Source organism: Streptomyces glaucescens, from assembly GCF_000761215.1.
GTDB classification, from domain to species: Bacteria; Actinomycetota; Actinomycetes; order Streptomycetales; family Streptomycetaceae; genus Streptomyces; species Streptomyces glaucescens_B.
This window is the reverse complement of the sequence record NZ_CP009438.1, coordinates 1,419,974-1,445,356: the sequence shown is the minus strand read 5'-3', so window position 1 is coordinate 1,445,356 and position 25,383 is coordinate 1,419,974. Positions and strand designations below refer to the sequence as shown.

General features: G+C 73.5%; 24 protein-coding genes and 7 tRNA genes. 20 read left to right on the top strand and 11 right to left on the bottom strand.

All coding sequences use genetic code 11. The features are described from left to right. The first annotated feature begins 99 nt into the window (after nucleotides 1–99). Nucleotides 100–1,332, top strand: a complete 1,233-nt coding sequence (gene cobA / locus SGLAU_RS06265; protein ID WP_043499084.1) for a uroporphyrinogen-III C-methyltransferase — start codon at nucleotides 100–102, stop codon at nucleotides 1,330–1,332. Nucleotides 1,333–1,397: 65 nt separating this feature from the next. After that, entirely contained in the window at nucleotides 1,398–2,216 is an 819-nt protein-coding gene (locus tag SGLAU_RS06260; protein WP_043499082.1) for a TrmH family RNA methyltransferase, read from the top strand. Between the two features lie 127 nt (nucleotides 2,217–2,343). Here SGLAU_RS06260 and SGLAU_RS06255 read toward each other — a convergent pair whose 3' ends face one another. Continuing rightward, on the bottom strand, nucleotides 2,344–3,858 hold the full coding sequence (locus tag SGLAU_RS06255) for a serine/threonine-protein kinase (protein WP_052413640.1): 1,515 nt from the start codon (nucleotides 3,856–3,858) through the stop codon (nucleotides 2,344–2,346). 196 nt (nucleotides 3,859–4,054) lie between these two features. Between SGLAU_RS06255 and SGLAU_RS06250 the strand changes: the two genes are divergently transcribed. The 4 genes from SGLAU_RS06250 (at nucleotide 4,055) to SGLAU_RS06235 (ending at nucleotide 6,493) form a co-directional block, all read left to right on the top strand. Next, nucleotides 4,055–4,330 (top strand): hypothetical protein, encoded by a 276-nt coding sequence (locus SGLAU_RS06250; RefSeq protein ID WP_043499081.1) that lies wholly within the window; start codon nucleotides 4,055–4,057, stop codon nucleotides 4,328–4,330. A 198-nt stretch (nucleotides 4,331–4,528) separates the two neighbouring features. After that, the gene (locus SGLAU_RS06245; RefSeq protein ID WP_043499079.1) at nucleotides 4,529–4,735 is read left to right on the top strand and encodes a hypothetical protein; all 207 of its coding nucleotides are present in this window, start codon (nucleotides 4,529–4,531) and stop codon (nucleotides 4,733–4,735) included. A 440-nt stretch (nucleotides 4,736–5,175) separates the two neighbouring features. After that, complete coding sequence (locus SGLAU_RS06240; protein WP_043499076.1) at nucleotides 5,176–6,123, top strand: phosphotransferase family protein; 948 nt, start codon at nucleotides 5,176–5,178, stop codon at nucleotides 6,121–6,123. Between the two features lie 79 nt (nucleotides 6,124–6,202). Further along, nucleotides 6,203–6,493: a zf-TFIIB domain-containing protein gene (locus SGLAU_RS06235; protein ID WP_078957616.1), complete on the top strand. Its 291-nt coding sequence runs from the start codon at nucleotides 6,203–6,205 to the stop codon at nucleotides 6,491–6,493. A gap of 55 nt (nucleotides 6,494–6,548) precedes the next feature. Here the strand turns inward: SGLAU_RS06235 and SGLAU_RS06230 are convergent. From SGLAU_RS06230 to SGLAU_RS06210, 5 genes are all read right to left on the bottom strand, one after another. Beyond that, nucleotides 6,549–6,620 (bottom strand) — tRNA-Val (locus SGLAU_RS06230). 42 nt (nucleotides 6,621–6,662) lie between these two features. Continuing rightward, a tRNA-Val gene (locus tag SGLAU_RS06225) sits at nucleotides 6,663–6,734 on the bottom strand. 40 nt (nucleotides 6,735–6,774) lie between these two features. Then, nucleotides 6,775–6,846 (bottom strand) — tRNA-Val (locus SGLAU_RS06220). Between the two features lies 1 nt (nucleotide 6,847). Beyond that, nucleotides 6,848–6,921 (bottom strand) — tRNA-Cys (locus tag SGLAU_RS06215). A 38-nt stretch (nucleotides 6,922–6,959) separates the two neighbouring features. Then, a tRNA-Gly gene (locus SGLAU_RS06210) sits at nucleotides 6,960–7,032 on the bottom strand. A 274-nt stretch (nucleotides 7,033–7,306) separates the two neighbouring features. Between SGLAU_RS06210 and SGLAU_RS06205 the strand changes: the two genes are divergently transcribed. From SGLAU_RS06205 to SGLAU_RS06195, 3 genes are all read left to right on the top strand, one after another. Continuing rightward, nucleotides 7,307–8,353 carry a chorismate-binding protein gene (locus SGLAU_RS06205; RefSeq protein ID WP_043499073.1) on the top strand — a complete coding sequence of 349 codons (1,047 nt, stop codon included), beginning with the start codon at nucleotides 7,307–7,309 and terminating at the stop codon, nucleotides 8,351–8,353. A 48-nt stretch (nucleotides 8,354–8,401) separates the two neighbouring features. Beyond that, nucleotides 8,402–9,223, top strand: coding sequence for an aminotransferase class IV (locus SGLAU_RS06200; protein WP_043499071.1), 822 nt, complete (start codon nucleotides 8,402–8,404; stop codon nucleotides 9,221–9,223). A 74-nt stretch (nucleotides 9,224–9,297) separates the two neighbouring features. Then, on the top strand, nucleotides 9,298–10,122 hold the full coding sequence (locus SGLAU_RS06195) for a GNAT family N-acetyltransferase (protein WP_043499069.1): 825 nt from the start codon (nucleotides 9,298–9,300) through the stop codon (nucleotides 10,120–10,122). Nucleotides 10,123–10,125: 3 nt separating this feature from the next. On the opposite strand, the gene SGLAU_RS06190 is transcribed toward SGLAU_RS06195, so the two are convergent. Next, on the bottom strand, nucleotides 10,126–10,647 hold the full coding sequence (locus SGLAU_RS06190; RefSeq protein ID WP_043499067.1) for a DsbA family protein: 522 nt from the start codon (nucleotides 10,645–10,647) through the stop codon (nucleotides 10,126–10,128). Nucleotides 10,648–10,986: 339 nt separating this feature from the next. On the opposite strand from SGLAU_RS06190, the gene SGLAU_RS06185 reads away from it, so the two are divergent. Then, nucleotides 10,987–11,430: a hypothetical protein gene (locus tag SGLAU_RS06185; RefSeq protein WP_043499065.1), complete on the top strand. Its 444-nt coding sequence runs from the start codon at nucleotides 10,987–10,989 to the stop codon at nucleotides 11,428–11,430. A gap of 166 nt (nucleotides 11,431–11,596) precedes the next feature. Beyond that, nucleotides 11,597–11,749 carry a hypothetical protein gene (locus tag SGLAU_RS35600; protein ID WP_167551849.1) on the top strand — a complete coding sequence of 51 codons (153 nt, stop codon included), beginning with the start codon at nucleotides 11,597–11,599 and terminating at the stop codon, nucleotides 11,747–11,749. 66 nt (nucleotides 11,750–11,815) lie between these two features. Here the strand turns inward: SGLAU_RS35600 and SGLAU_RS06180 are convergent, their stop codons facing one another. Together SGLAU_RS06180 and SGLAU_RS06175 are read right to left on the bottom strand one after the other, a co-directional pair. Further along, nucleotides 11,816–12,376, bottom strand: a complete 561-nt coding sequence (locus SGLAU_RS06180; protein WP_043499063.1) for a CGNR zinc finger domain-containing protein — start codon at nucleotides 12,374–12,376, stop codon at nucleotides 11,816–11,818. Nucleotides 12,377–13,242: 866 nt separating this feature from the next. Further along, nucleotides 13,243–13,656, bottom strand: coding sequence for an SsgA family sporulation/cell division regulator (locus SGLAU_RS06175; protein ID WP_004002642.1), 414 nt, complete (start codon nucleotides 13,654–13,656; stop codon nucleotides 13,243–13,245). Between the two features lie 191 nt (nucleotides 13,657–13,847). On the opposite strand from SGLAU_RS06175, the gene SGLAU_RS06170 reads away from it, so the two are divergent. From SGLAU_RS06170 to SGLAU_RS06140, 7 genes are all read left to right on the top strand, one after another. After that, nucleotides 13,848–14,312, top strand: a complete 465-nt coding sequence (locus tag SGLAU_RS06170; protein WP_043499061.1) for a TIGR02611 family protein — start codon at nucleotides 13,848–13,850, stop codon at nucleotides 14,310–14,312. A gap of 79 nt (nucleotides 14,313–14,391) precedes the next feature. Next, a tRNA-Val gene (locus SGLAU_RS06165) sits at nucleotides 14,392–14,463 on the top strand. Between the two features lie 516 nt (nucleotides 14,464–14,979). Next, nucleotides 14,980–16,251, top strand: a complete 1,272-nt coding sequence (locus SGLAU_RS06160) for an ABC transporter substrate-binding protein (protein ID WP_208868976.1) — start codon at nucleotides 14,980–14,982, stop codon at nucleotides 16,249–16,251. A gap of 14 nt (nucleotides 16,252–16,265) precedes the next feature. Then, entirely contained in the window at nucleotides 16,266–17,222 is a 957-nt protein-coding gene (locus SGLAU_RS06155) for a carbohydrate ABC transporter permease (RefSeq protein WP_043499060.1), read from the top strand. After that, nucleotides 17,219–18,094: a carbohydrate ABC transporter permease gene (locus SGLAU_RS06150; protein ID WP_043499057.1), complete on the top strand. Its 876-nt coding sequence runs from the start codon at nucleotides 17,219–17,221 to the stop codon at nucleotides 18,092–18,094. The genes SGLAU_RS06155 and SGLAU_RS06150 overlap by 4 nt, the downstream gene beginning before the upstream one ends. Before the next feature lie 10 nt (nucleotides 18,095–18,104). Further along, nucleotides 18,105–18,704 (top strand): hypothetical protein, encoded by a 600-nt coding sequence (locus tag SGLAU_RS06145; protein WP_043499055.1) that lies wholly within the window; start codon nucleotides 18,105–18,107, stop codon nucleotides 18,702–18,704. A 126-nt stretch (nucleotides 18,705–18,830) separates the two neighbouring features. Continuing rightward, nucleotides 18,831–21,569 (top strand): hypothetical protein, encoded by a 2,739-nt coding sequence (locus tag SGLAU_RS06140; protein WP_043499054.1) that lies wholly within the window; start codon nucleotides 18,831–18,833, stop codon nucleotides 21,567–21,569. Between the two features lie 10 nt (nucleotides 21,570–21,579). Here SGLAU_RS06140 and SGLAU_RS06135 read toward each other — a convergent pair whose 3' ends face one another. Further along, nucleotides 21,580–23,943: an SCO7613 C-terminal domain-containing membrane protein gene (locus tag SGLAU_RS06135; RefSeq protein ID WP_043499053.1), complete on the bottom strand. Its 2,364-nt coding sequence runs from the start codon at nucleotides 23,941–23,943 to the stop codon at nucleotides 21,580–21,582. A gap of 65 nt (nucleotides 23,944–24,008) precedes the next feature. Between SGLAU_RS06135 and SGLAU_RS06130 the strand changes: the two genes are divergently transcribed. Continuing rightward, entirely contained in the window at nucleotides 24,009–24,455 is a 447-nt protein-coding gene (locus SGLAU_RS06130; protein WP_043499050.1) for an SRPBCC family protein, read from the top strand. Between the two features lie 39 nt (nucleotides 24,456–24,494). After that, a tRNA-Val gene (locus tag SGLAU_RS06125) sits at nucleotides 24,495–24,566 on the top strand. A 75-nt stretch (nucleotides 24,567–24,641) separates the two neighbouring features. Here SGLAU_RS06125 and SGLAU_RS06120 read toward each other — a convergent pair. Continuing rightward, nucleotides 24,642–25,370 (bottom strand): 3'-5' exonuclease, encoded by a 729-nt coding sequence (locus SGLAU_RS06120; protein WP_043499047.1) that lies wholly within the window; start codon nucleotides 25,368–25,370, stop codon nucleotides 24,642–24,644. Between the last annotated feature and the right edge of the window lie 13 nt (nucleotides 25,371–25,383).

Here is a 25,383-nt window from a genome sequence, read left to right as displayed (position 1 = left end):
GCCCCTGCCGCCTGCCCCCCGCGCACTCTAAAATCCGCACGTCAGGGCTGCTCCGATGCCGAAGCGCCCCCGCCTGCCCGCACGAGGAGCCATCCCCTCATGGCCGAACACCCCGCCTATCCCGTAGGCCTCCGCCTGACCGGCCGCCGGGTCGTCGTCCTCGGCGGCGGCCAGGTCGCCCAGCGCCGTCTCCCGGCCCTGATCGCGGCGGGCGCCGACATCCGCCTCGTCTCCCCCGAGGCCACCCCCTCCGTGGAGGCGATGGCCGACGCGGGCGAGATCACCTGGGAGCGGCGCCCGTACGCCGACGGCGACCTCGCCGACGCCTGGTACGCCCTGATCGCCACCAGCGACACCGAGGCCAACCGGGCCGCGTCCGCCGAGGCGGAACGCCACCGGGTGTGGTGCGTGCGCTCCGACGACGCGGACGCCGCCACCGCCTGGACGCCGGCCACGGGCCACAGCGAGGGCGTCACGGTCGCGGTCCTCACCACCGACCGCAGGTCCCGCGATCCCCGCCACACCGCCGCCGTGCGCGACGCGGTGGTGGAGGGACTGCGCGACGGCACCCTCGTCGCCCCGCACCACCGCACCCGCACCCCGGGCGTCGCCCTGGTCGGCGGCGGGCCCGGCGACCCGGACCTGATCACGGTCCGCGGCCGGCGCCTGCTCGCGGAGGCGGACGTGGTCATCGCCGACCGCCTCGGTCCGCGCGACCTCCTCGCGGAGCTGCCCCCGCACGTCGAGGTGATCGACGCGGCGAAGATCCCGTACGGCCGTTTCATGGCGCAGGAGGCCATCAACAACGCGCTCATCGAGCACGCCAAGCAGGGCAAGTCGGTCGTCCGGCTGAAGGGCGGCGACCCGTACGTGTTCGGCCGCGGCATGGAGGAACTCCAGGCACTCGCCGAGGCGGGCATCCCCTGCACGGTCGTCCCCGGCATCTCCAGCTCGATCTCGGTCCCGGGCGCGGCGGGCATCCCGGTCACCCACCGGGGCGTCGCCCACGAGTTCACGGTGGTCAGCGGCCATGTCGCCCCGGACGACGAGCGCTCGCTGGTCGACTGGCCGTCGCTCGCCAGGCTCACCGGCACGCTGGTGGTCCTCATGGGCGTCGACAAGATCGGCAAGATCGCCGAGACCCTGATCGCGCACGGCAAGTCCCCGCTGACCCCGGTCGCCCTGGTGCAGGAGGGCACGACGGCGGCCCAGCGCCGGGTCGACGCCACCCTGGCCACGGTCGCCGAGACGGTCCGTGCCCAGGAGGTCAGGCCGCCCGCGGTGATCGTCATCGGAGAGGTCGTCGGCGTCGGCCCCGCCCCCTCGGCGTAGCCCGGAGTGACCGGGGCCGTTTCCCCGTCGATCGCAGCCCATCCACAGCAAGGCGGTACCACCCCGTGGCCGATCTCATCACCGTCGAGGACCCCGACGATCCGCGCCTGCACGACTACACCGGCCTGACCGATGTCGAGCTGCGCCGCAGACGCGAACCCGCCGAGGGCCTGTTCGTCGCCGAGGGCGAGAAGGTCATCCGGCGGGCCAAGGACGCCGGGTACGAGATGCGGTCGATGCTGCTCTCCGCCAGGTGGGTCGACGCCATGCGCGACGTCGTCGACGACCTCCCGGCCCCCGTGTACGTGGTCGAACCGGAAATCGCCGAACGCGTCACCGGCTACCACGTGCACCGCGGCGCCCTCGCCTCCATGCAGCGCAAGCCGCTGCCCACGGCGGCCGGCCTGCTCCGCACCGCCCGCCGCGTGGTGGTCATGGAGGGGGTCAACGACCACACCAACATCGGCGCCATCTTCCGCTCGGCGGCGGCCCTCGGCATGGACGCGGTGCTGCTGTCCCCGGACTGTGCCGACCCTCTCTACCGCCGCAGCGTGAAGGTCTCCATGGGCGCGGTCTTCTCCGTCCCGTACGCCCGTCTCGACGGCTGGCCCAAGAGCCTGGAGCGGGTCCGCGAGGCCGGCTTCACCCTGCTCGCCCTCACCCCCGACGAGGAGGCGCGGACCCTCGACGAGGCCGCCCCGCACCGCATGGACCGGGTCGCCCTGATGCTCGGCGCGGAGGGCGACGGCCTGACCCGCCGGGCGCTGGCCGCCGCCGACGAACGGGTCCGCATCCCGATGTCGCACGGCGTGGACTCGCTCAACGTGGGCGCCGCGGCGGCGGTCGCCTTCTACGCGGTCGCGACGCACCGCCCCCAGCCGTGACGACCGCGGCCCGGACGCCGCGAGCCGTGACGACCGCGGCCCGGACGCCCCCGGCCGTGACGAGTACGGCCCGGACGCCCCCGGCCGTGACGAGTACGGCCCGGACCCCCGCCGCCGAGCCGTACGGCTACTCCGGCAGCTCGAACGTGGACTCGTACCGCTGGGACATCAACGGCTCCCGGTCCAGCGGGCGGTAGTCGGTCCGCACGGTCCGCACCCGCTCCTGCCGCTCGCGGCCCCCGCCCGGCTCGTCGCCGAGCCCCCGGGCCGGTCCCTGGCAGCCCTGCACCACGGCGATGCCCAGGGCCACCAGCAAGGTGACCACGACGAACACGAACAGCCGCTGCCGCAGCAGCCGGGGATTGGCGGGCCGCAGCCCGGTCCCGGTGCTCCGGGGCGCCGGCCGCCCGGTGCCGCCGCGCGGCACGGGACGCTTCCCGTTGCGGGAACGTCCGCCGCGCGAGGCGGGCGTGTCGCGCGGGACCGGCGTGTTCCTGCCCGCCGGTGTCTCCCTGGGCACCGGCGTGTTCCGGGAGACCGGCGTGGGCCGCGCCCCCGACCGCGACGACGACCCCGTGCTCCGCGGCGCCCCGCCGCCGCGCGAGGGCACCGGACCGCCCCGGGACGGCGCCCCGCCCCGCACCGGCGCCGGCCCGCGCCCGCCGGTCCGGGGGCCGGGCGCGCCCGGCGGCCCCTGCGGGCGCCGGGACACCGGGCCGCCGCGCTGCTGCTCCGGATAGGTGTCGGCGAGCCGTCCGGTGAGCCGGTCCGCCTCGCCACCGCGCGGCGCGGGCGGACGCCCGTCGATCAGGCCCTGGGCCTCGCGGGCCGCGATCTCCTTCAGCCGCAGCGACAGGTCCAGCGTGCTGGGCCGCTCCTCGGGGTCCTTGGCCAGGCACGCCCGGACCAGCGGGGCCAGCGCGTCCGGGACACCGTGCAGCTGCGGCTCCTCATGGACCACGCGGTAGAGCATCACCTCGGAACTGCCGTGCCCGAAGGGCGAGTCACCGGTGCAGGCGTAGGCGAGCGTGGCGCCCAGCGAGAACACGTCCGTGGCCGGGGTGACCGCGGCGCCCCGCACCTGCTCGGGGGCGAGGAAACCCGGCGAGCCGACCGCCGTGCCGACATGGGTGAGCGTGGAGGCCCCGGTCGCCCAGGCGATGCCGAAGTCGATGATCCGCGGCCCCTTGGGGGACAGCAGGATGTTGGACGGCTTGAGGTCCCGGTGGACGACCCCCGCCTCGTGCACGGCCACCAGGCCCTCCGACAGGGCCGCCCCGATGGCAGCCACCTCGGCGGCGGCCAGCGGGCCCTCGTCGGCCACCTTGTCGTGCAGGGACGGGCCGGGCACGTACTGCGTGGCGAACCACGGCCGCTCCGCGTCGAGGTCCGCCGCCACCAGCCGGGCCGTGCACCCGCCCCGGATCCGCCGGGCGGCCGACACCTCACGGGCGAACCGCGACCGGAACTCCTGATCCTCCGCCAGGTCGGGCCGGATCACCTTCAGGGCGACCCGCTGCCCCTTCTTGTCGGAGCCCAGGTAGACCACACCCATGCCGCCCGCGCCGAGCCGTCGGTGAAGCTTGAACGAGCCGACGACGCGCGGGTCCTCGCGCCTCAGGCGCATCATCGCCATGTTCATCCCCGCTGCCCGGTCCGTGTGACGTGCCACAGCTTACGTTTCCCCGGCCGCCCGCGCGCAGAGGCCGCGCCCTCTCGCCCCGATCGATTGTCAGTGCCGGGTGGGACACTTGAAGAGTGGTCAGAGAGCCCCCGAGCAGGACGACTTCGTCCCGTCCGGGCTGTCAACCGTCCGTCGCAGAAGGGGGATTGGACCCGTGAAGGGTGACCGCGTGGAAATAGTCGTCGACGCCGGCGACACGACACGGACCTACGAGGTGGTGGCGAGCAGGGCGGGCCGCCGCGTGGAGACGGCGGTGCGACGAGGGGTGGTGGAAGTGAGCGAAGTCACCCGTACCGGTGCCGTGGTCCGCACGGCACGCTTCATGGCGAACCGGGTCCTCGCCCTCGTCGAGCAGCCGGTGCCCCGGGAGGACGGCTCGGAAAAGCAGGGGCAGACCGGACGTCCCCTCCGGGAAGACCCCGAGACGTAGGAGCCCGTCTCCACCCAGGGGAGTAGGCCCCCGCCCACGGCTCATCCTCCGGGAGGCCCGCAGATCGGTACGAGGGCATGACGTGGGGTGCCCGCCGCGAACCTAGATTTGAGGTCAAGCGGCGGGTGCAGCACTCGTCCCCCGAGGTCAGACACCCGCCGCTGCCAACCACAACCAAGCAGGTTCAGGAGAGGGACCATGGCCCACACGGCACCGCGGACGCTGGTCCGCGAGGAGGGGCGCAGGGCGTACGCCGCGCTCCGTCCGCGCCGTCAGGGCCGCCGCCACCCCCTGGTGGCGACGCTGATGGCCCTTCCCCTGGCGGTCCTGCTCCTCGTCGTCTTCGACGGCTGGGAGACAGTGGCCACACAGGCGTCGTCCGTGGGCGTGATGCTGGGGCGCTGAGCGGCGACCCCAGGCCCGGAAGAGCGGTCCGGGCGGGGACATCCACCCATAACCCCGTGGGGACGGGGGTGCGGCGGACGGCACAGATGCCGGCGCAGCTGGGGAGCTGCGCCGGCATTGCCTTTCCCGGCTCGCCCGGCTGCGGCCACCACGGCCGCGAAACGACGCAGACGGTCCGGGACGCACCCCTCGGGCGAACCCCCGCCGCGATCACAGCCCCGGCTGACCTCCCGGGCGACCGGTCCTGACTCACCGCCCAGGGGACCGCCACCGGCTGACCTGCGCACTCCTGCCACGGGCACCGCCCAGGAGCCCGCGCCAGGTCTCCCTCCCTGGGCACCGGCCAAGGGCCACGGCCCTCGCCGCCCGGGCGTACCGTCACGGCCGCCGTCACCCCGGCGTACCCTCACCGTCACCGCCCTCACTCCCCGGGAACCCGCATGACGACGACACCCCCGCTCCTCACCGCACTCACGGCCGAGGCAGGCGCCGTCGCCCACCCGGCACCCGACGCCTGCCTCTGCGGCGCAGCCACCGTCACGACCCTCGCCGACCGCGCGGACGCGACCGTGGTCCGCCACGCGGCCACGGTCGCCAAGGCGCACGCCCCCGGTACGGACCCCGGCCTGCTCGCCGCGCGGCTCACCACGGCCTCCCGGCTCCCCGAGGTCCTCCTGCCCCCGGCCGACCCGGCCCCGGTCACCCTCCACGGCCGCCTGGTCACCTTCTGGCCCTACGGCGCCCCCGTGGACCCCGACGACCCCGACGCCGCCCCCTGGGAGGCCGCCGCCACGCTCCTCGCCCGCCTGCACCGCGCCCCCGCGCCGACCCCGCTGCCCCCGATGCGCGGCCCCGAGAAGGCCGCCCGCGCCGTCGCCCGCCTGACGGCCGCCGCCCCGCACACCGCCACGCCCACCGTCCTGAAGGCATGGTCCGCCCTGCCCGCCTGGGCCCGCGGGGAGGCGCCCATGCCGGACACGGCGACCCTGTGTCACGGCGACCTGCACCTCGGACAGCTCGTCCGGCACCCGGCCCCGGACGGCCCGTGGCGGCTCATCGACGTCGACGACCTCGGGGTGGGGGTGGCCGCCTGGGACCTGGCGCGCCCGGCGGCCTGGTACGCCTGCGGTCTGCTCCCGCCCGGCGAGTGGACCCGCTTCCTGGACGCCTACCGCGCCGCCGGGGGCCCGGCCGTCCCGGCCGACGGCGACCCCTGGCCCGCCCTTGACGTCCCGGCCCGCGCGCTCACCGTGCAGGCCGCGGCCCAGGCCGTCACCAGGGCCCTGTCCGCTGCCCGGCCGCTGGACGAGGTCGAGCAGTGCCTCGTGGACGCCTGTGAGCGAATGCCGGCCCTGCCCACGGACTTGGCGGAGAACTTCGCGAAGTAGGGTGCAACCGACAGCAGCCGGACAGAGTCTGTGCTGGCGACACATGAAGCAGGATTACCGGCGAGGAGTTGAGCCGACCGTGCAGTGCCCCAAGTGCCGTGCCGCAATGCACACCTACAACCGCAACGGAGTCCAGATCGAGCAGTGCAGCAACTGCCGCGGGATCTTCCTCGACTACGGCGAGCTGGAGGCACTGACCCGGCTGGAGTCCCAGTGGGCGCAGCCCGCCCCGCAGGCGCCGCCGGCGCCGCCCGCCCCGCAGGCCTACCCGGCCCCGCCCGCCCCCGCCTGGGGTGCCCCGCAGGGCGGCCACGGCCACTACGGCCACAAGCGTCACAAGAGCTTCGGCCACATGCTCTTCTCCAGCTGAGACCCGAGCACGGCGAAGCCCCCGGTCGTTCGAGACGACCGGGGGCTTTCGGCGGTGGACGATACTGGGATTGAACCAGTGACCTCTTCCGTGTCAGGGAAGCGCTCTCCCGCTGAGCTAATCGTCCTCGGGACCACGACCGCTCATGAAGCGGATCATGGGCACTGCGTGCGCGATACTGGGATTGAACCAGTGACCTCTTCCGTGTCAGGGAAGCGCTCTCCCGCTGAGCTAATCGCGCGGGTGGGACCTTCGAGAAGATCCGGGATCCGGAGATCCAGTGGACGATACTGGGATTGAACCAGTGACCTCTTCCGTGTCAGGGAAGCGCTCTCCCGCTGAGCTAATCGTCCTTGGAGGTGGAGACGGGATTTGAACCCGTGTAGACGGCTTTGCAGGCCGTTGCCTCGCCTCTCGGCCACTCCACCAGGAGTGCACGGGGCCGGGAAGACCCCCTGTTCCTGCGAGCGGACGACGAGGTTCGAACTCGCGACCTCAACCTTGGCAAGGTTGCGCTCTACCAACTGAGCTACGTCCGCCTGTCGTTTCGGTCCGCTTGCGCGTCCCGGCGACGTGTTGAACTCTAGCGGATTCCCCGGCCAGTACAAAAACGCGTTTGCGCAGCGTGCTGCGGTGCGCCGGCCGAAGGACCCGTCCGGCCGCCCCCAGGTCACGCCCGGGGCGCCCGCCCAGGTCACGCCCGGGGCGCCCGCCCAGGTCACGCCGGGGACGCCCGCCCAGGTCACGCCGGGGACGCCCGCCCGCAGGTCACGCCGGGGCCACCCGCCGGACACCCGCCATAGACTCGACACCGTGCTCGACCTCGTTCCCCTCGCCCGCTTCGGCGACCGCGTCGCCACCGGTCTCCTGGACGTCACCGGCGATCCCGCGGCCCTGGACTCCACCGGCTTCTGGGCCGTCGCCGCGGACTTCGAGGGCCGGCTGACCTGCGCCCGCTTCGCGGACGTGCGCGAGCAGCCGGTACCCGCCCCCGTGCCGGGGGCCTGGCGGGGTCCCGCGGCCGGCGACTGGACGTCCTCCCTCGACCGCGCCGCGTACACGGCGGGCGTACGGCGGATCCGGGAGCACATCGCGGCCGGTGAGGTCTACCAGGCGAACCTCTGCCGGGTCCTCTCCGCGCCGGTCGGCCCGGACGCGGACGTGGACGCCCTCACCGCGCTGCTCGCCCGCGGCAACCCGGCGCCCTATGCAGGAACAATCCGCCTGCCGGAGCACGGGGTGGAGATAGCCACCGCCTCCCCGGAGCTGTTCCTGCGCCGGGAGGGGCGCACCGTCGAGTCCGGGCCGATCAAGGGCACCGGCCGCACCGAGGCGGACCTCCAGGAGAAGGACTACGCCGAGAACGTGATGATCGTGGACCTGGTCCGCAACGACATCGGGCGGGTCTGCGCCACCGGCAGCGTCACCGTCCCCGAGCTGTGCGTCGTGGAGAAGCACCCCGGCCTGGTCCACCTCGTCTCCACCGTCCGCGGCACACTGCGCGACGGCGCCGGCTGGCCGGAGACGCTGGCCGCCGCCTTCCCGCCCGGCTCGGTCACCGGCGCCCCCAAGTCGAGCGCCCTGCGGATCATCGACGCGCTGGAGACCGCCCCGCGCGGCCCCTACTGCGGCGGCATCGGCTGGGTCGACGCCGACCGGGGCGTGGGAGAGCTGGCCGTCGGCATCCGCACCTTCTGGATCGACCGCGCCTGCGGGGACGGGCCCCTGCTGCGGTTCGGCACCGGTGCCGGGATCACCTGGGGCTCGGACCCGGAGGGGGAGTGGCGGGAGACCGAGCTGAAGGCGTCCCGGCTGCTCGCGGTAGCGTCGGGTACGTACGAGGCCATGGAGCGGGACTGACGTGCCGCGCGGCACGTCGCCCGGCAGAACGAGGCGAGGTAGGGACCAGTGAAGGTTTGGCTCGACGGCGGGCTCGAGGACACCGAGTCGGCCCGTGTCTCCGTCTTCGACCACGGGCTCACCGTGGGCGACGGCGTCTTCGAGACGGTGAAGGCGGTGGACGGCCGCCCGTTCGCCCTCACCCGCCACCTGGACCGGCTCAGCCGCTCCGCCCGCGGCCTCGGCCTGCCCGACCCCGACCTCGACGAGGTCCGCCGCGCCTGCGCCGCCGTCCTGGAGGCCAACCCGATGCCGCTGGGCCGGCTGCGCATCACCTACACCGGCGGCCACGGCCCGCTCGGCTCCGACCGCGGCGAGGACGGCCCCACGCTGGTCGTCGCGCTCGGCGCGGCCGCCCGACGCCCCGACTCCACCGCCGTGGTCACCGTGCCGTGGACCCGCAACGAGCGCAGCGCGCTCGCCGGCCTGAAGACCACCTCGTACGGCGAGAACGTGGTCGCCCTCGCCCGCGCCCACGAACAGGGCGCCTCGGAGGCGCTGTTCGCCAACACCACCGGCCGGCTCTGCGAGGGCACCGGGTCGAACGTCTTCGTCGTCCTGGACGGCGAGATCCACACCCCGCCGCTGGCCTCCGGCTGCCTCGCGGGCATCACCCGCGAGCTGACGATCGAGTGGACCGGCGCCCGGGAGACCGACCTCCCGCTGGACGTCCTGGAACGGGCCGAGGAGGTCTTCCTCACCTCCACCCTGCGTGACGTCCAGGCCGTGCACCGCGTCGACGACCGCGAACTGCCCGGCACGCCGGGCCCGGTGACGGCCAAGGCCATGCGGATCTTCGAGGAGCGCTCCGGGGACGACCTCGACCCCTGACGGCCGGTGGCGGTCGCCGGGGCCGTCGGGATATTCGGCTGCCCCGGGGCCCCTGCCGGGGTAGAACACCCGTGATGACCACGACCCTACGGCCGTCCGGGCCGCTCCAGCAGCACGCCGACGGGACCCGCTCGCGCCACTACCAGGTCTGCGTGAACAGCCGTCCCGTAGGCACCCTCCACCTCGGCACCTCCGCCGCCTTCGGCGACTCGGTGGCGTGCGTCCGCGACCTGCGCATCGAGGAGCCCGACCGCGGACGGGGCCGCGGCACGGTGGCCCTGCTCGCCGCGGAGGAGGTGGCACGCGGCTGGGGCTGCACCCGCATCGAGACGACCGTCCCCGCCGACGCGGCGCCCGCCCTGCGGCTCGTCCAGGCACTCGGCTACACGGTCCGCAACCGCGGCATGGAGAAACGGCTCGGCGACAGCCCGCCCGCCCTGCCCGCCGGCAGCCGCGCGCGGGCCATGACCGAGGCCGAGTTCGCGGTGTGGCACGCCGACGAGTGGGAGCAGTACGCGCGCAGCTGGATCGAGCGCGGAGTGCCCGAGGCCGCGGCGTACGGCAAGGCGCGGCGCGACCAGGAGACCCTGCTGCCGCGGGGGCTGGCCACCGAGGACATGCGGTTCAGCGTCCTGGAGCACGAGGGCACCCGGGTGGGGATCCTCTGGCTCGCGCTGCGCGACGACCAGGGGTTCGTCTTCAAGGTGGAGGCGGACGAGGCCCACCGCGGCCGGGGCCACGGCCGGGCCCTCATGCTCTTGGCGGAGACACAGACGATCTCCGCCGGACGGCGCGTCCTCGGCCTGAACGTGTTCGCCGGGAACACACCGGCCGAGCGGCTGTACGCGTCCCTGGGCTACGAGACGACGCGGTACGCCCTGCAGAAGCCGCTGCTGTAGCCGTCAGGCCCGCTGCTCGGCCAGCAGCCGGTCCGCGATCTCCTCGACGCGCTCGCGCAGGCCCTCCTGGCTCTTGCCGCCGTCGAGCCGCTCGCCGCCGATGACGTAGGTCGGGGTGCCGGTCACGCCGATCGCCTTGCCCTCGGCCTGGTCGGCGTCCACGACCAGGATGTGCCGGCCGTCGATCAGCGCGGTGTCGAACTCCTCAGCGTCCAGGCCGAGTTCCCGGGCCACCCCGACCAGGAAGGGCTCGCCCCCGCGCTCCAGCTCCTCGACCCGGCCCAGCACCGCCTCGACGTACTCCCAGCCCTTGCCCTGCTCCAGTGCCTCCTCGGCGGCCTGGGCGGCGGCGAAGGCGTGCTTGTGCTTCTCCAGCGGGAAGTGCCGCAGCCGCACCTCCAGCCGGTCGCCGTAGCGGGCGCGCAGGGCGCGGAGATCGTCGAGGGCAGTGCGGCAGTCGGGGCACTGCAGCTCGCACCAGACGTCGAGAACGGCTGCCGGCCGGGCGGAGGAGGTGTCGCTCATGCCCTCAGTCTCCCAGCCCGCCGGCCGCGCATCACACCGGCCCAGCACTCCGCCCGCCGGCTCCACCTGCGGGCTCCACCCGGCGGCCCGGCGGTCGGGCGCGAGCCGCCCCGGCTGACGTACGACCGTGACCGCGGCCCCGGATCCGTCCGGCCCCCGGTCCGTCCCCGCCCGGCCCTGATCCGATCCCGAGTCGTGACGTCCGTGGGCTCCCTGGGGAGGAGGCGACCCGGAGATGTCCCTGATGTCGGGGCGGAGCATGGCCGGGCAGGGCTCGCGCGGTGCAGGATGGAAGGGGACCGAGCGCCCCGACCGACCGAGCCCACGCTGGAGGACCGGATGATTGCCGAGACCGTCTGCTCCGCCGTCTCCGCGGCGGGCCTGGGCATCGCGGCGGTCACGGCGTACCGCAGGCGCTTCCTGATGGCCGCCCGGATCGCCGCCTACGCCCTCGTCCCCATCGGCCTGGTGATGACCGGAGCGGTCGAGTGGGCGGCCGACACTGCCTTCAGCCCCACCGCCTGGGCGGGCTTCGGCGTGCTCGGCGGCGCATGGCTGTTGTTCGTCGGCACGCGGGCCGTGGAGCGCCGGCGCGGCGGCCGGCGGAACCGCAAGGCGGCCGCGGCGGCGGGCGCGCGGCCCGACGCGGTGGCCCCGCAGGCATCGGCGCCCTCCCTGGGCCAGTCCGCGCGCCCGGCGGCCCGGCCGGGCCCGGCCTCCCGGACCGACGCCGCGGACGACTTCAGCGACATCGAGGCCATCCTCAAGAAGCACGGCATATGAGGCACGGCACGGGCCTCTGAATCGTCCCAGGGGTCCTCGTCGCCGGCGGTGCGCGCGAAGCGTAGTGAGTGCCGCCCCGCGAGACCACCTGTTCGGAACGACGTCCCTCGTTCGGCGGGCGGCCCGGGCGCGTCAAGGGTGCGGATTGCGCCATCATCACCGCGAGATGCTGGATACGACACAGAGCGATTCCGCGCCGCGTCAGGACGAGCCGCGCGGGTGTCTCTTCGCCCTTTCCCAGCCACCGCTGATGATCTTCCTTGCGGTGATCGGGTGTCTGCTGCTCATGGCTGCGCTGCACGATCTGCTGTTGCTGTGAGCCGTACCCGTGGTCCCCGGCGTCACCCGCCGGGGCCCGCGACGGCATCGCCGTCCGGCCCGGCCGTCAGCCCGCCGCCTCCTTGCGCCGGGCGCGGTAGGCGGCCACGTGCAGGCGGTTGCCGCAGGTGCGGCTGTCGCAGTAGCGCCGGGACCGGTTCCGGGACAGGTCGACGAAGGCGCGCCGGCAGTCGGGAGCCTCACAGCGCCGCAGCCGCTCCTGCTCACCGGCCACCACGAAGAACGCCAGCGCCATGCCGCAGTCGGCCGCCAGGTGGTCGGCGACCGAGGCACCGGGCGCGAAGTAGTGGACGTGCCAGTCGTAGCCGTCGTGGTCGGTGAGGCGGGGGGTGGTGCCCGCGGCGGCCACCAGCTCGTTGATCATGCCGGCGGCGGTGCGGGCGTCGGGAGCCGCGAAGATCCCCGCGAATCGGCCGCGCACCTTGCGCACCGCGGAGAGATCGAACTCCGACAGCACCCCCACATCGCTGATCTTGTGCGTGCGCACGAACTCGCCGAGGGCCGCGACATCCGGCAGCCCGTCCGGTGACGTGTCGTCCTCCGGTGCGGTGTTCACCAGATCGACCACCGTGTCGAGCGCGCACCGGGTGTCGTGGGTGATCAGCACGTTTCGCTCCCTGGCCTGGGGGGTCGGGCGGACGCCCGCCGATGCTGGCCGATGGTAGTGGCTCCCGGCGGCCACCGGTCCGCGCGTGCCCGCGACGGCCCCCGCGACGGTGCTCCGGCCTGCGGTGTTGCCACCGACAGGGATTTTCCCGTCCAGGGCGGAAGCCCGGGCCGACCCGGTCGGGCGGGCCCTGACCGCGCTCACGGAGTTCACGCTCCCGGTCGCCCAACGCTTCACCACCCTCGGTCGCGCCCCCGCCGCCTCGCCGCCGCCCACCGGGCCGCGTCGCCACCGGGCAGCTCAGCGGGCGGGCGCTGCTGCGCACCACCCTTTCCCACCGCGCACCCCAGGGGGCGGGTCGCTGCTGCGCACCCGAGCCCTTCCGCCATCGGGGACCCCGGCGGGTCGCTGCCGTCACCGAGCCGCGTCGTCGACGCACACCCAGCGCATCGCTGCCGCCACCGAGCCCTGTCGCATCGGGGACCCCAGCGCATCGCTGCTGCGCATCCCAGCCGCGCACCACCGCGCACCCCAGCGGGCGGGTCACTGCCTGCGCACTCCACCCCGTCGGCGCCCGCGCCCCGGCCCGTCGTCCGCCCACCACGTGCGGACCCCCTCACGGACCGCCCGACGCCGCACTCCTCCATCACGCAGCGTCACCGCCGACGGTGCCGGGCAGCCCTGGCGCCGGCACCCGGAGCAGCGCTGCGGTTACGCGGCGCCGACTGCCCCGACTGCCGGTGCGCGCGCATGGGCGCCGGCCCCGCGGGTGCGTGCGGGGACGGCGCCGTGGTGTGCCGTATGCGGTTGTCCTGGCCCGAGCCGTCTCCCCGAGTGGACGGCGCCGGGCTGCTTGTGGGATTCGTTCAGCTCTCCGCCAGGATGTGCGACAGCTCCTGATCCAGGTCGAAGTGCCGGTGCTCCGTGCCCGGGGGCACGGCGGCGTCCGTTCGCTTCAGAAACGACTCCAGGGCCCGCGCAGGGGCCTCGAGCAGTGCCTCTCCCTCGGGAGAGCTCAGGGCGATGCAGACCACGCCCTGACCGTGGCTGCGCGACGGCCAGACGCGGACGTCGCCGGTACCGGTGGGCCGGTGAAGACCCTCGGCGAGGAGGTCGCGGGCGAACACCCACTCGACGGTCTCTTCGGCTCCGGTGTGGAAGGTGGCGTGCACGGCGTAGGGGTCGGCCGTGTCGTACCGCAGGCCTGCCGGGACGGGCAGGGAGGACTCGCTCGACACAACGAGGCGCAGGTGCAGCTCGCAGCTGACCGTGGTGTTCATAAGCGCCAGGGCCTTTCGCTCAGTGTGCGCTCGGGGATTCGCACGTCGGCGAAATCGACATGCCACCTACGGTGCCGTTGTAAACCCCTCTGAGTGTTTTGCGTGGGTTTACGTAACTCTTCCGGCCGAGAGTGTGTTCGCCCGGTGCGCCCGTTCCGGTGATCGCTTTCGGTCCGGTAGGGTTTGGCCGTATGAATACGGGGAGTGACGAGCCTGGCGAGGTCGCCGTGGCTGCCGACGACATGAGGGCGAACGGGGTGCACAGCGAGCAGGAGGGCGAGCCGGGGCTCGGATCCCGGGCGCCGGAGTTCATCAAGGCGCGGCGGGTGCTCCATGTGAGCTGGCAGGTCGGTGTCTTCGTCGTCGGCCTGGCCGTCGTCGTGGCCGGCATCATCATGCTGCCCCTGCCCGGACCGGGCTGGGTGGTGATCTTCGGCGGCATGGCGATCTGGGCGACCGAGTTCGTCTGGGCCCAGCTGGTGCTGCGCTGGACCAAGCGCAAGGTCACCGAGGCCGCCCAGCGCGCCCTCGACCCCAAGGTGCGCCGGCGCAACATCATCCTGACCGTGCTCGGTCTGGTGATCGTGGGAGTGCTGGCCGGGATCTACCTGTGGAAGTTCGGCCTCGTCATGCCGTGGAAGATCAAGGATCAGTGATCCGCGGCGAGGGCGTGGGCGGGCCGCCCAGGGTGGTCACGCGGACCCCCTGACATGGGGTAATGTTCTTCCTGCGCCCGGGCGATTAGCTCAGTGGGAGAGCGCTTCGTTCACACCGAAGAGGTCACTGGTTCGAACCCAGTATCGCCCACCCGGCACGGCGGCCCGTCTGCGACAACGCAGACGGGCCGCCGTCGTTCCCGCCCGGTTCGGGGCGGTGGCGCCCGGCGTGCACGTCCCGTCCGGGGGTGGCGGCGCCCGGTGTGCGCGCCCTTCCGTCAGGCCCCCGCGCCCCGCCGCCGTCCGCCCGTCCGCTCCCGGCGTGCCTCCCGCGCGACCCGTCGTCTCCGTCGGTCCGCCGTTCCCGCCCCGCGCCCTGCCTGGGCCATCCGGCGATGTCCGGCCGGAGGACCGCTCGCCGCGGTGGGCCGCATCGCGTCCGGTGGGTCGATCGCGCTGTCCCGACCTGCGAAGTCACTCCGGTCGTCGTCCGCCGGGTGCGCCGCGGTCCGCCGAACCGCCGCCCCGGGCGGCGAGATATTCCTGTCCGAATCATTGACGCACCCCGCACCCCTCCGTACCTTGTGCCAGCAAGCGCTTACTTGAAACGATTCATGCGAGCGGCGAGGGCGCCGCGGGGAGGGGTCTGACGGTGGCAGGCAAAAGTATGGAGAGGCGCACGATCCTCAAGGCGGCGGGAGCCTCGGCGGCCACGCTCGGGCTGGCCGCGACGACCGGCTGCGGTGGCGGCGCAGGGGCGTCGGCCGACGGGACGGTGACGCTCCGTTATGCGTGGTGGGGCGGCGAGCCGCGCACGATCGCCATCAGGAAGACCATCGCGCTCTTCGAGAAGAAGTACCCGAAAATCAAGATCAAGCCGGAATTCACCGACTACGCGGCCTTCTGGGAGAAGTTCCAGACCCAGGCCTCCGGTGGAAATCCGCCGGACGTTTTCCAGAATGCGGTCGGCTTCCTGCGCAAGTACGACAGGCGCGGCGTCCTCATGGACCTGAAGTCGCAGGCCGACGCGGGACATCTGAACCTGGAGAACTTCCGCAACGGCGTCCTGGCGAACGGTCAGGTCGACGGCAAGCAGATCGGCATCCCCGTCGGCGCCAACACCATGGCGCTGGTCATCGACCGCAAGGCGTTCGAGAAGGCGGGCGTGGAGCCGGAGTTCGGCTGGACCTGGGACGAGTACTTCGACGCGCTGCAGACGATCCAGGACAAGCTGAGGATCGCCGGCGACACCGGCTACTTCGGCATCATGTACCTCTACGACCTGTACCTGCGTCAGAACGGCAAAGCCTTCTTCACCGAGACCGAGCTCGGCTTCACCGAGGACGACCTGACGCAGTGGTGGGAGGACGGCTACAAGCGCGTGCGCTCCGGGCTCGTCGCCGACCCGAAGAAGATCGAGCAGGTCGCGCCCAAGTCCGGTCTCTCGGCCGGTCTCGCCGCCTCCGAGTTCACCTGGGACAACTTCTCCATCCGCTACGAGGGCGAGGGCGAGTCGGACTACGGGCTCGCGCCGATCCCCACGACGAACGGGAAGGACACCGGCCAGTACCTCGGCTCGCTGATGCTCAGCGCCTTCTCCGGGACCGAGCACCCCAAGGAGGTCGCCCAGTTCATCGACTTCATGGTGCACGACCCCGAGGTCGGCAGGATCATGGGCTACGACCGCGGCATCCTCGCCACGACCGAGCAGTACGAGGCGTTCGCCCCCGCCGACGAGACCAACCAGGGCGTCAAGGCCTACGAGGAGGACGTCGCCGCGGCCGGCGTGCTCGGGAAGATCACCCCGCACCCGTCCGGCGCCGACGTCGTCGAGGCGGCGTTCCTGCGGCTCGGCGGTGAGGTCGCCCAGGGCAAGACGAAGCCGGCCGACGCCGCCAAGGCGCTGTTCAGCGAGGCCAAGGCCGCGTTCGCGGGCTGAGGGGACGTACCACCATGACGCTCGTCAAGGAAGCGCCCGTGCGCCCGGCCGGGAAGCGGTCCGCCCCACCCGCCGCGGGGCGGCGCGGACGGCGCCGCGAGAACCTCGCCGGCTATCTGTTCATGTCGCCGTGGATCGCGGGATTCCTGCTGCTCACGGCGGGGCCGATGATCGCGTCGCTGTACTACGCGTTCACCAGCTACAACCTGTTCACGCCGCCGAAGTGGGTGGGGCTGGACAACTTCACGACGATGTTCCAGGACCCGCGCTGGCAGAAGTCGGTCGAGGTGACGCTGAAGTACGTCGTCGTGGCCACGCCGCTGAAGCTGCTGCTCGCGCTCGGCGTCGCGCTGCTGCTCGCGCAGAAGCGGCGCGGACAGGGGCTGTACCGGGCCGCGTTCTACATGCCGTCGCTGATCGGCGCCAGTGTCTCCGTGGGCTTCGTGTGGCGGGCGCTGTTCTCGGACGACGCGGTCGTGGACCGTACGCAGAAGGTCTTCGGGCTCGACGCCGGGGGCTGGATCGGCAACCCGGACTACGTCCTCTACGCCCTGGTCGCCCTGAGCATCTGGCAGTTCGGCGCGCCCATGGTCATCTTCCTCGCCGGGCTCAAGCAGGTCCCGCAGGAGCTGTACGAGGCCGCCGAGGTGGACGGGGCGGGCCCGCTGCGGCGGTTCTGGAACATCACGCTGCCGATGATCTCGCCGGTGCTGTTCTTCAACGTGCTGCTGGAGTCCATCCACGCGTTCCAGGTGTTCGGCTCCGCGTACGTCGTCTCCGACACCAGGTGCGGGCCGGCCGACGCCACGCTCGTCTACACCTGTTACCTCTACCAGAAGGGCTTCAAGGAGGCCCAGATGGGCTTCGCCTCCGCCATGGCCTGGACGCTGGTGGTCGCGGTGGCCCTCGTCACGGCGGTCCTGTTCTGGTCGCAGAAGAAGTGGGTGCACTACGAGGAGGCCGCCAAGTGACCACTGCCACCCCCACTGCCGTGCGCGGCGCCGGCGAGCGACGGCGCACGGGTTCGATCGCCTGGCACGCGGGCGCGCTCCTCGTCCTCGCGGTGGTCCTGTACCCCGTGATCTGGGTGGTCGGCGCCTCGTTCAAGCCGAGCAAGGACATCATCGCCAGCCTCGACCTGCTGCCCACCGAGCCGGTCTGGGAGAACTTCTCCGGACTCGCCGACGGCATCTCCGGCATCTCCATCAGCAGCTTCTTCTGGAACTCGCTGGTGTACGCGCTGCTCGCCGTCGCCGGTGTCGTGCTGTCCAGCTCGCTGACCGCGTACGCCTTCGCCAAGATCCGGTTCGCCGGGCGGAACCTGCTGTTCACGCTGATGATCGGCACGCTGCTGCTGCCGTACCACGTGCTGCTCATCCCGCAGTACGTGCTCTTCCGGAACCTGGAGCTCACCGACACCCTGGTGCCGCTGGTCGCGGGCAAGTTCCTGGCCACCGAGGCCTTCTTCGTCTTCCTGATGGTGCAGTTCATGCGCGGGCTGCCGCGTGAGCTGGACGAGGCCGCCAAGCTCGACGGCTGCGGGCACCTGCGCACCTACTGGGCCATCGTGCTGCCGCTGAGCCGCCCCGCCGTCATCACCAGCGCCATCTTCACCTTCATCAACGCCTGGAACGACTTCATGGGGCCGTTGATCTACCTCAACACCCCCGAGAAGTACACCGTCTCCCTCGGCCTGATGATGTTCCGCGACCAGGAGGGCATCTCCGACTACGGGAGCATGATCGCGATGTCGCTGGTGGCGCTCGTACCGGTGATCGCCTTCTTCATGGCCTTCCAGCGCTACCTCATCGACGGCATGGCCACCTCCGGACTGAAGGGCTGAGACGGTCACCATGGCGCACGCAAGCGCGAGAGCCCGCTCCGCCCGCAAGGCACCTTTCCCCGGCGAACGGTTCGGTGTCTTCGCCGAGTGCCTGCTCACCGGCGTGTGGATCGCCGTGGCCTGCCTCGGGCTGGTCACCTACCCCGCCGCGTTCGCCGCGGGCGCCCGGCACCTGCGGCGCCGTACGTCCCATGTCGCGGGCGGGTGGCGGGAGTTCCTCGCGGACTTCCGGGCGGCCGCGCGCGGCGGGTGGGCCGTCGGGCTCGCCGGATGGGTGGTGGCCGCCGCGGTGTGGGTGGACGTCGAGGCCGCCCGGGCGGGTCTGCCCGGCGGGCCGCTCGTCGGGGCCGTCGGCCTCGTCGCGCTGATCGGCTGCGCCGTGGCGCTGCTGCGGGCGGCGGCGGTCTGGACCCCGGGCACCTCCTGGCGCCGGCTGCTCACGGCCGCCGGGCGGCGGACCGTGCTCGACCCCGCCGGGTCCTTCCTGATCGTCGGCGGACTGGCCGTCGTGGCCCTGTCCGCCCTGTTCGCCGCGCCCCTGGCGGTGCCCGTCCTCGGGACCGTCGCGGCGGCCGGCGTCGCCGTGGAGGAGCGGTACCGGCACCGCTGACCCGCGTGTGCGCGCCGCCCCCGTTCACCTGTGCCCACCACCCCCGCGCAAGGGCGGCGCCCCGGACGCCGTACCTCTCTCTGTCATGCCCTTGGCAACCCCGTACCCGTACGGAAAGGAAAGGCCATGTCCCCGATCCCCCGCAGGTCCCTCCTCAAGGCGGCCGCCGTCGCCGGCGCCGCCGCCCAGTTCAGCTGGGCGCTCGGCGCCCGAGACGCCGAGGCCGCGCCCGCGGCCGGGACCACCGACGCGGAACCGGTCGTCCTGGACTGGCTGGAGGAAGGCGGCCTCGGCGCCGCGCCCGGCTCCACCCTCGGCGTGCCCTGGCCCAAGGGCGTCCACCAGGAGGGCCAGAGCTTCGCCCTCACCGACGAGAACGGCACCGCGGTCCCCGTCCAGTCCTGGCCGATCGCCTACTGGCCCGACGGCTCCCTGAAGTGGACCGCGCACGCCGTCAGCTCCGGCACCGGCAAGCTCACCCTGACCCCCGGCCGGCCCGCGACCCCCGCCAGGGCCGTCACCGTCGGCCGGCGCGGCGGCACCATCGACGTCTCCACCGGTGTCATCACCGCCAGGCTCGGCACGTCCGGCTCCACCCTGGTCAGGTCCGTCACCCGCGGCGCCACCGAGATCGCGAGGAACGGCCGCCTGGTGCTGCTGCGCCAGCCGGAGATCGAGGACGGCGACCAGGGCACGGTCACGTACGAGCGCTTCGACAGCGCCATCTCCGAGGTGAGGGTCGAGCAGGAGGGCCCGGTGCGCGCCGTCGTCCGCATCGACGGCAAGCACCGCAAGGGCCACCGCGGCTGGCTGCCGTTCTCCGTCCGCCTCTACTTCTACGCGGGCGCCGACTCCTTCCGCATGGTGCACACCATCACCTACGACGGCACCCAGGAACCCGGCAAGGCCAGCGGCGACTTCATCCGCGGCATCGGCGTCCGCTTCACCGTGCCGATGCGCGACCGGTCCTACGACCGCCACATCCGCCTCGGCGGCGAGGGCACCGGCATGCTCCGCGAGGCCGTCCAGGGCATCACCGGACTGCGCCGCGACCCCGGCCAGGCGGTGCAGGGCGCGCAGTACGAGGGCAGGAAGCTGCCCGACCCGTCGACGTGGGACCAGCGCGTCACCACCCGGCTCCCGTACATCCCCGAATGGGGCGACTACACCCTCTCCCAGCTCTCCGCCGACGGCTTCACCGTGCGCAAGCGCACCAAGAAGGGGCACGGCTGGATCGCCGCGGGCGGCGGCCGGCGCGCCTCCGGCTTCGGCTACGTCGGCGGCGCGAGCGGCGGCCTCTCGTTCGGACTGCGCGACTTCTGGGAGAAGTTCCCCGCCCAGCTCGACATCCGCGACGCCCACACCGACGAGGCCCAGGTCACCATCTGGCTGTGGTCGCCCGAGGCGCAGCCCATGGACCTGCGCTTCTACCACGACGGACTGGGCCAGGACACCTACCCGGAGCAGCTCGAAGGCCTCAACATCACGTACGAGGACTACGAACCCGGGTTCGGCACCCCCTACGGCATCGCCCGGACCTCCGAACTCCTCTTCTGGGCCAACGAGTCCACCCCGAGCGCCGAGACGCTCGCCGAGCAGGCCGAAGCCGTCCGCGTCCTGCCCCAGCTCGCCGCCCCGCCCAGCCGCCTCATCGCGGCGGGCGTCTTCGGCAAGGGCCTGTACGCCGAACCCGACCGCTCCACCCCCGCCAAGGCCAGGATCGAGGACCACCTCGACTTCCTCTTCACCTACTACAAGGACCAGGTGGAGATGCGCCGGTGGTACGGCTTCTGGGACTACGGCGACATCATGCACACCTACGACACGGTGCGGCACCAGTGGCGCTACGACGTCGGCGGCTACGCCTGGGACAACTCCGAGCTGTCGCCCGACCTGTGGCTCTGGTACGCCTACCTGCGTTCCGGCCGCGCCGACATCTTCCGCTTCGCCGAGGCCATGACCCGGCACACCGGCGAGGTCGACGTCTACCACCTCGGCACCTGGGCCGGCCTCGGCACCCGGCACGGCGTCCAGCACTACGCCGACAGCGCGAAGCAGCAGCGCATCGCGAACACCACCTACCGCCGCCACTACTACTTCCTCACCGCGGACGAACGCGTCGGCGACCTCATGCACGCCAACGTCGACTCCGACGAGACCTTCCTCGTCCTCGACCCCATCCGCAAGATCCGCACCGAGCCGTACACCCCCGACCGGCACGCCCTGTCCATCGGCTTCGGCACCGACTGGAGCGGACTGGTCTCGGCGTGGCTCACCGAGTGGGAGCGCAGGGGCCCCAAGTGGGAGAAGGCCAGGGCGCGCGTGCTGTCCACCATGGAGACCATCGCCGCCCAGCCCAACGGCTTCGTCCAGGGCACCGGCCTGTACGACCTGGACACCGGCCGGTTCGCCGTCGCCGACGAGCCGGTCGTCGGGGTCTCGCACCTCTCCGCCGTCTTCGGCCTGAACGAGCTGTGCGCCGAGCTCATCGACCTGGTCGACATGCCGGAGTTCAACGAGGCCTACTTCGACTACTGCCGCTACTTCAACGCCACCAAGGCCGAACAGGCCGCCCGCTACGGCTCCCACTTCGGCAGCCTGATCCTCTTCCAGGGCCACTCCCGCCTCGACGCCTACGCCGCCGTCAAGACCGGTGACGCGAAGCTCGCCGAGCGGGCCTGGAGCAAGTTCTACAACTCCGACGGCTACAGGGAGTCCGCGCCCTGGAGGACCGAGAAGGTCACCGGGCCCATGGCCCTCGTCGAGGGCAGCGAGGCCACCTGGGTGTCCACCAACGACACCGCGCTGTACGGCCTCGCCGCCATCGAGAACCTGGCCCTCCTCGGCGACCGGATGCCCTCGTGACCGGCTGACCCTAGTCCATCCGCCCCAGCGTCTCCCGCACCCGCCGGACCTCCCGCAGCCGCTGCTCGTACGTCGCTCCGAGGGCGAGCAGCAGCGCTCCGGCGAGCGCGGGAGGCGCCCAGCGGGGCAGCGCCCCCGCCACCTGCACCAGGTACGGGGCCAGCTCGTGCAGGGCCACCAGGGCGAGCACCGATCCGCCCAGCAGCAGCGGCGCCTGCAGGTGGTGACGGGCACCGGCCAGCGTGACCAGCAGCGCCGCCACGCCCAGCAGCAGGGGCCGCTGCCAGTGCGCGTCACCCCAGACCGCGGCCAGGCTCGGCAGCAGACCGGCGGCGAGCGCGGGACCGTACGCCGTCCAGGACGACGCCCGCGGGTCACGGCGCCGCCGCAGCACGCCCACCACCAGGGCGGGAACGGCCACCGGCAGCGCGTACGCCTCCGGGACGGCCACCTCCCAGGCGGCCAGCCGCACCCACGCCGCCAGCACGAACAGCGCGGCCGCCACCTGCCCGGCGAACCGCCGGTCCGGCCGTACGGCCGTACCCGCGACGATCACCCCGGTCAGGGCCAGCACCAGCGCCAGCATCGGCGCGTCCGGCACCGCCAGGCCGACCGCGACCAGGGCCGCGACGCCGCCTGACACCTCGGCACTCACCCGGGTCGCGCCCGCGGTACGCGCCGCCCACAGCGCCGCCGCCACCGGCACCAGCAGCACCGGCGGCGCGAGGTGCGAGGGCTGCCAGCCGAACGCGGCACCCGCCGCGCAGAGCAGCGCGGTGGCGTACGCCGCGGCCGCCGCCACGGGCGCCGGACGGCGGGCGCCCACCGCGAACACGACCGTGAGCAGCGCGAACACCAACAGCGTGGCCGGTTCGGCGGCGAGCGAGAGCAGACCCGCGACGAGCGAGGTGACCAGGGCGAGCACCGTCGGCAGCAGCCGCTTCCAGGCCGCCAGCGCCGCCGCCGTCACCACCAGGACCGCCAGCGCGACGGCGTACGGCAGGCGCAGCACCGGCGGCAGGACCAGCACCGCCGCCCATCCCAGGACCGTCGCCGCGTCCAGGGCCCGCGGCCGCCACAGGGGCTCGCGCACCGCGCACACCAGGACCGCCGCGACCGCGGCAGGCACCAGCACGGCCGTCCCGCTCGCGGGCGGCCACGGCAGATCGGCCGTCACCGCCGCCCGCGCGTCAGCGGGCACCCCCGACCAGACGCGCAGCGGCGCGCCGAGCGGCCCGAGCAGCGCCACGGCCACGGCCGGCAGCGCCGCCACCACGGCCAGCGCCTGCACCACCCCCGAAGCCACGCCGAGCCCGAGGCGCACCACCCCGGGGATCCGGGCGACGCGCGGCAGGGCCAGCAGGGCGATGCCCCAGCCGAGGTACACCGGCACCACCCAGCTCTCCGACACCACCGTCCGCGGTACCGCGCCGAGCGCCGCCACCGCGAGCAGACCCGCCACGGCCGCGTTGCCCCGCGCCGTCCCCGCGCGCGGTGCCCACGCCCCGGCCAGCGCGATGCCCGCCGCCAGCAGCAGGAGCCCGGCCGCGGGCGCGGCGGCCCCCGGACCCGCCGCCGTCCACCCGGGTCCGGCGGCCGTCAGTACGCCCCAGCCGCCCAGACCGTACGCACCCGCGACGGCGGCGATCCGGGCCGGCCCGGACATCACGCGCAGCGCCAGCGCCGTGTCCGCCGCCGCCGTCACCAGCAGCGCGGCCGCGGTCCCGGTGGCGTCCGCGCCCACCGCGACGGCCAGCAGGACCAGCGGGAGCTGGGCCACCCCGACGGCGGCCGGGGCGGGCAGCAGCAGCGGCCGGCCCGCCGCACGGGGGAGCAGCAGACCGTACGCCGCCCACCCGGCCGCCAGCACCGCCGTGGCGCCCGCCGCGTAGCCCGTCGCGTCCGCCTCCGTGAGGGCCGCGGCGTACAGGGCGTACGCGTCCAGCACCGTCAGCGCCAGGCCCAGGCCCGCCACCGACTCGGCCGTCGAGCGCAGGCCCCGCTTCAGCAGCGGCACCGGCGCGGCCAGCGCCGCCGCCGTGACCGCGCCCAGCACCGCGGCCCGCCCGGTGATCCCCAGGTGGCCCCAGCCGACCAGCGTGAACGCCGCCGCGGCGAGGGTGAGCAGCACCCCGCCCAGCACCAGCAGAACGTTCTGCACCCGGGGCCCGCTGGCCTCGGGACGCGGCGGAACGGCGGCCGGCAGTGGCGGCACCGGCGGGAGCTGCGAGAGCAGCCAGCCGCGACGCGCCAGCAACTGGGCCCGGCGGGCGTCCAGTCGGTACAGCTCGGCGTCGAGGAGCCGCAACTCCTCGGCCGGGGACGGAATGTGGGTCATGACCGCGAGTGTGGCGGGCGTCACGGACACGGGCATGAGCGTGCGTACTCAGAACGTACTCAGTCACGGATACCGGGCGCCGGACAGGACAGACTCCGCCCATGGACTGGACGCACCACCGCTTCCGCAGCCTCTGGCTGCTGCCCGCCCCGCCCGCCGCCGTGTACGCCGCGCTCGTCCGGGTCGAGGACTATCCCCGCTGGTGGCCGCAGGTGCGCGAGGTCACCCCGCTCGACGGGCACACCGCGGCGATCCGCATCCGCTCCCTGCTGCCGTACGACATGGCCTGCACCGTCCGGGAGGTGCGCCGCGACCCCGCGGCGGGCGTGCTGGAGGCCGCGCTCTCCGGGGACGTCGACGGCTGGTCGCGCTGGACCGTCACCGCCCACGGCACGGGCAGCCTCGTGCGCTACGAACAGGAGGTCGACGCGCGCAAGCCGCTGCTGCGGCGCCTCGCCGTGCCGGGACGCCCGCTCTTCCGCGCCAACCACTGGCTGATGATGCGCGCCGGGCGGCGGGGACTGGCGGCCCACCTGCGAACGGTTTGAACGAATGCCGCCGGGACCTGTATTGTTCAGTGCGTTCCCGGGCGATTAGCTCAGTGGGAGAGCGCTTCGTTCACACCGAAGAGGTCACTGGTTCGAACCCAGTATCGCCCACCGGGAGAGGCCGGTCCGCCAGCGCGGACCGGCCTTTTTGCACCGCCCCGGGCCGCGGGCCGACGTCCCCGCCGCCTACGCGGCCGCCGCCGGCAGATCCGGACGCAGGGGCCACGCCGGGTCCACGGCCTCCTCCACACCGCTGCGCGCGAACCACGCCTGCAGGCCCCGCGCCTGTGCCGCGTGCCACACCGCCTGCAACGTGTGCAGCTCGGCGGGGGAGAGGTGCTCCAGCCGGGACGCGAAACGCCGCCCGACCGCCCGGACCACCTCCAGTGCCGCCTGCGCGTCCGCCGCCGCGTCGTGCGCGCCGTCCAGCGCCACCCCGTACTGCTCGCACAGATCGCCCAGCGTGCGACGGCCCTTGCGGTACCGGTCCAGATGCTTGTCCAGCACCCGCGGGTCCAGCACCAGCAGCGGCGTCGACTCGAACCAGCGCGCCAGCGACGACGCCCGGTGCCGGCGCAGCTCACGGTCCAGCAGCGTCAGATCGAACGGCGCGTTCATCACCACCAGCGGACGCCCCCGGCCGGCCTGCTCCGCCAGCCCCATGGCTATCTCCTGCATCACCGGCGCCGGCCAGCGGCCGTTGCGCGCCAGGTGATCCTCCGTCAGCCCGTGCACCGCCGTCGCCTCCGCGGGCACCGGCACGCCCGGGTTCACCAGCCAGCGGCTCACCCGCGGCCGCGTGCCCGGGGCGTCCTGGACGACGAGGGCGGCCGACACGATCCGGTCGCTCTCGACGTCAACGCCCGTGGTCTCCGTGTCGAATGCCGCCAAAGGGCCCTCGTACCAGCGCGTCATACCCAACAACTCC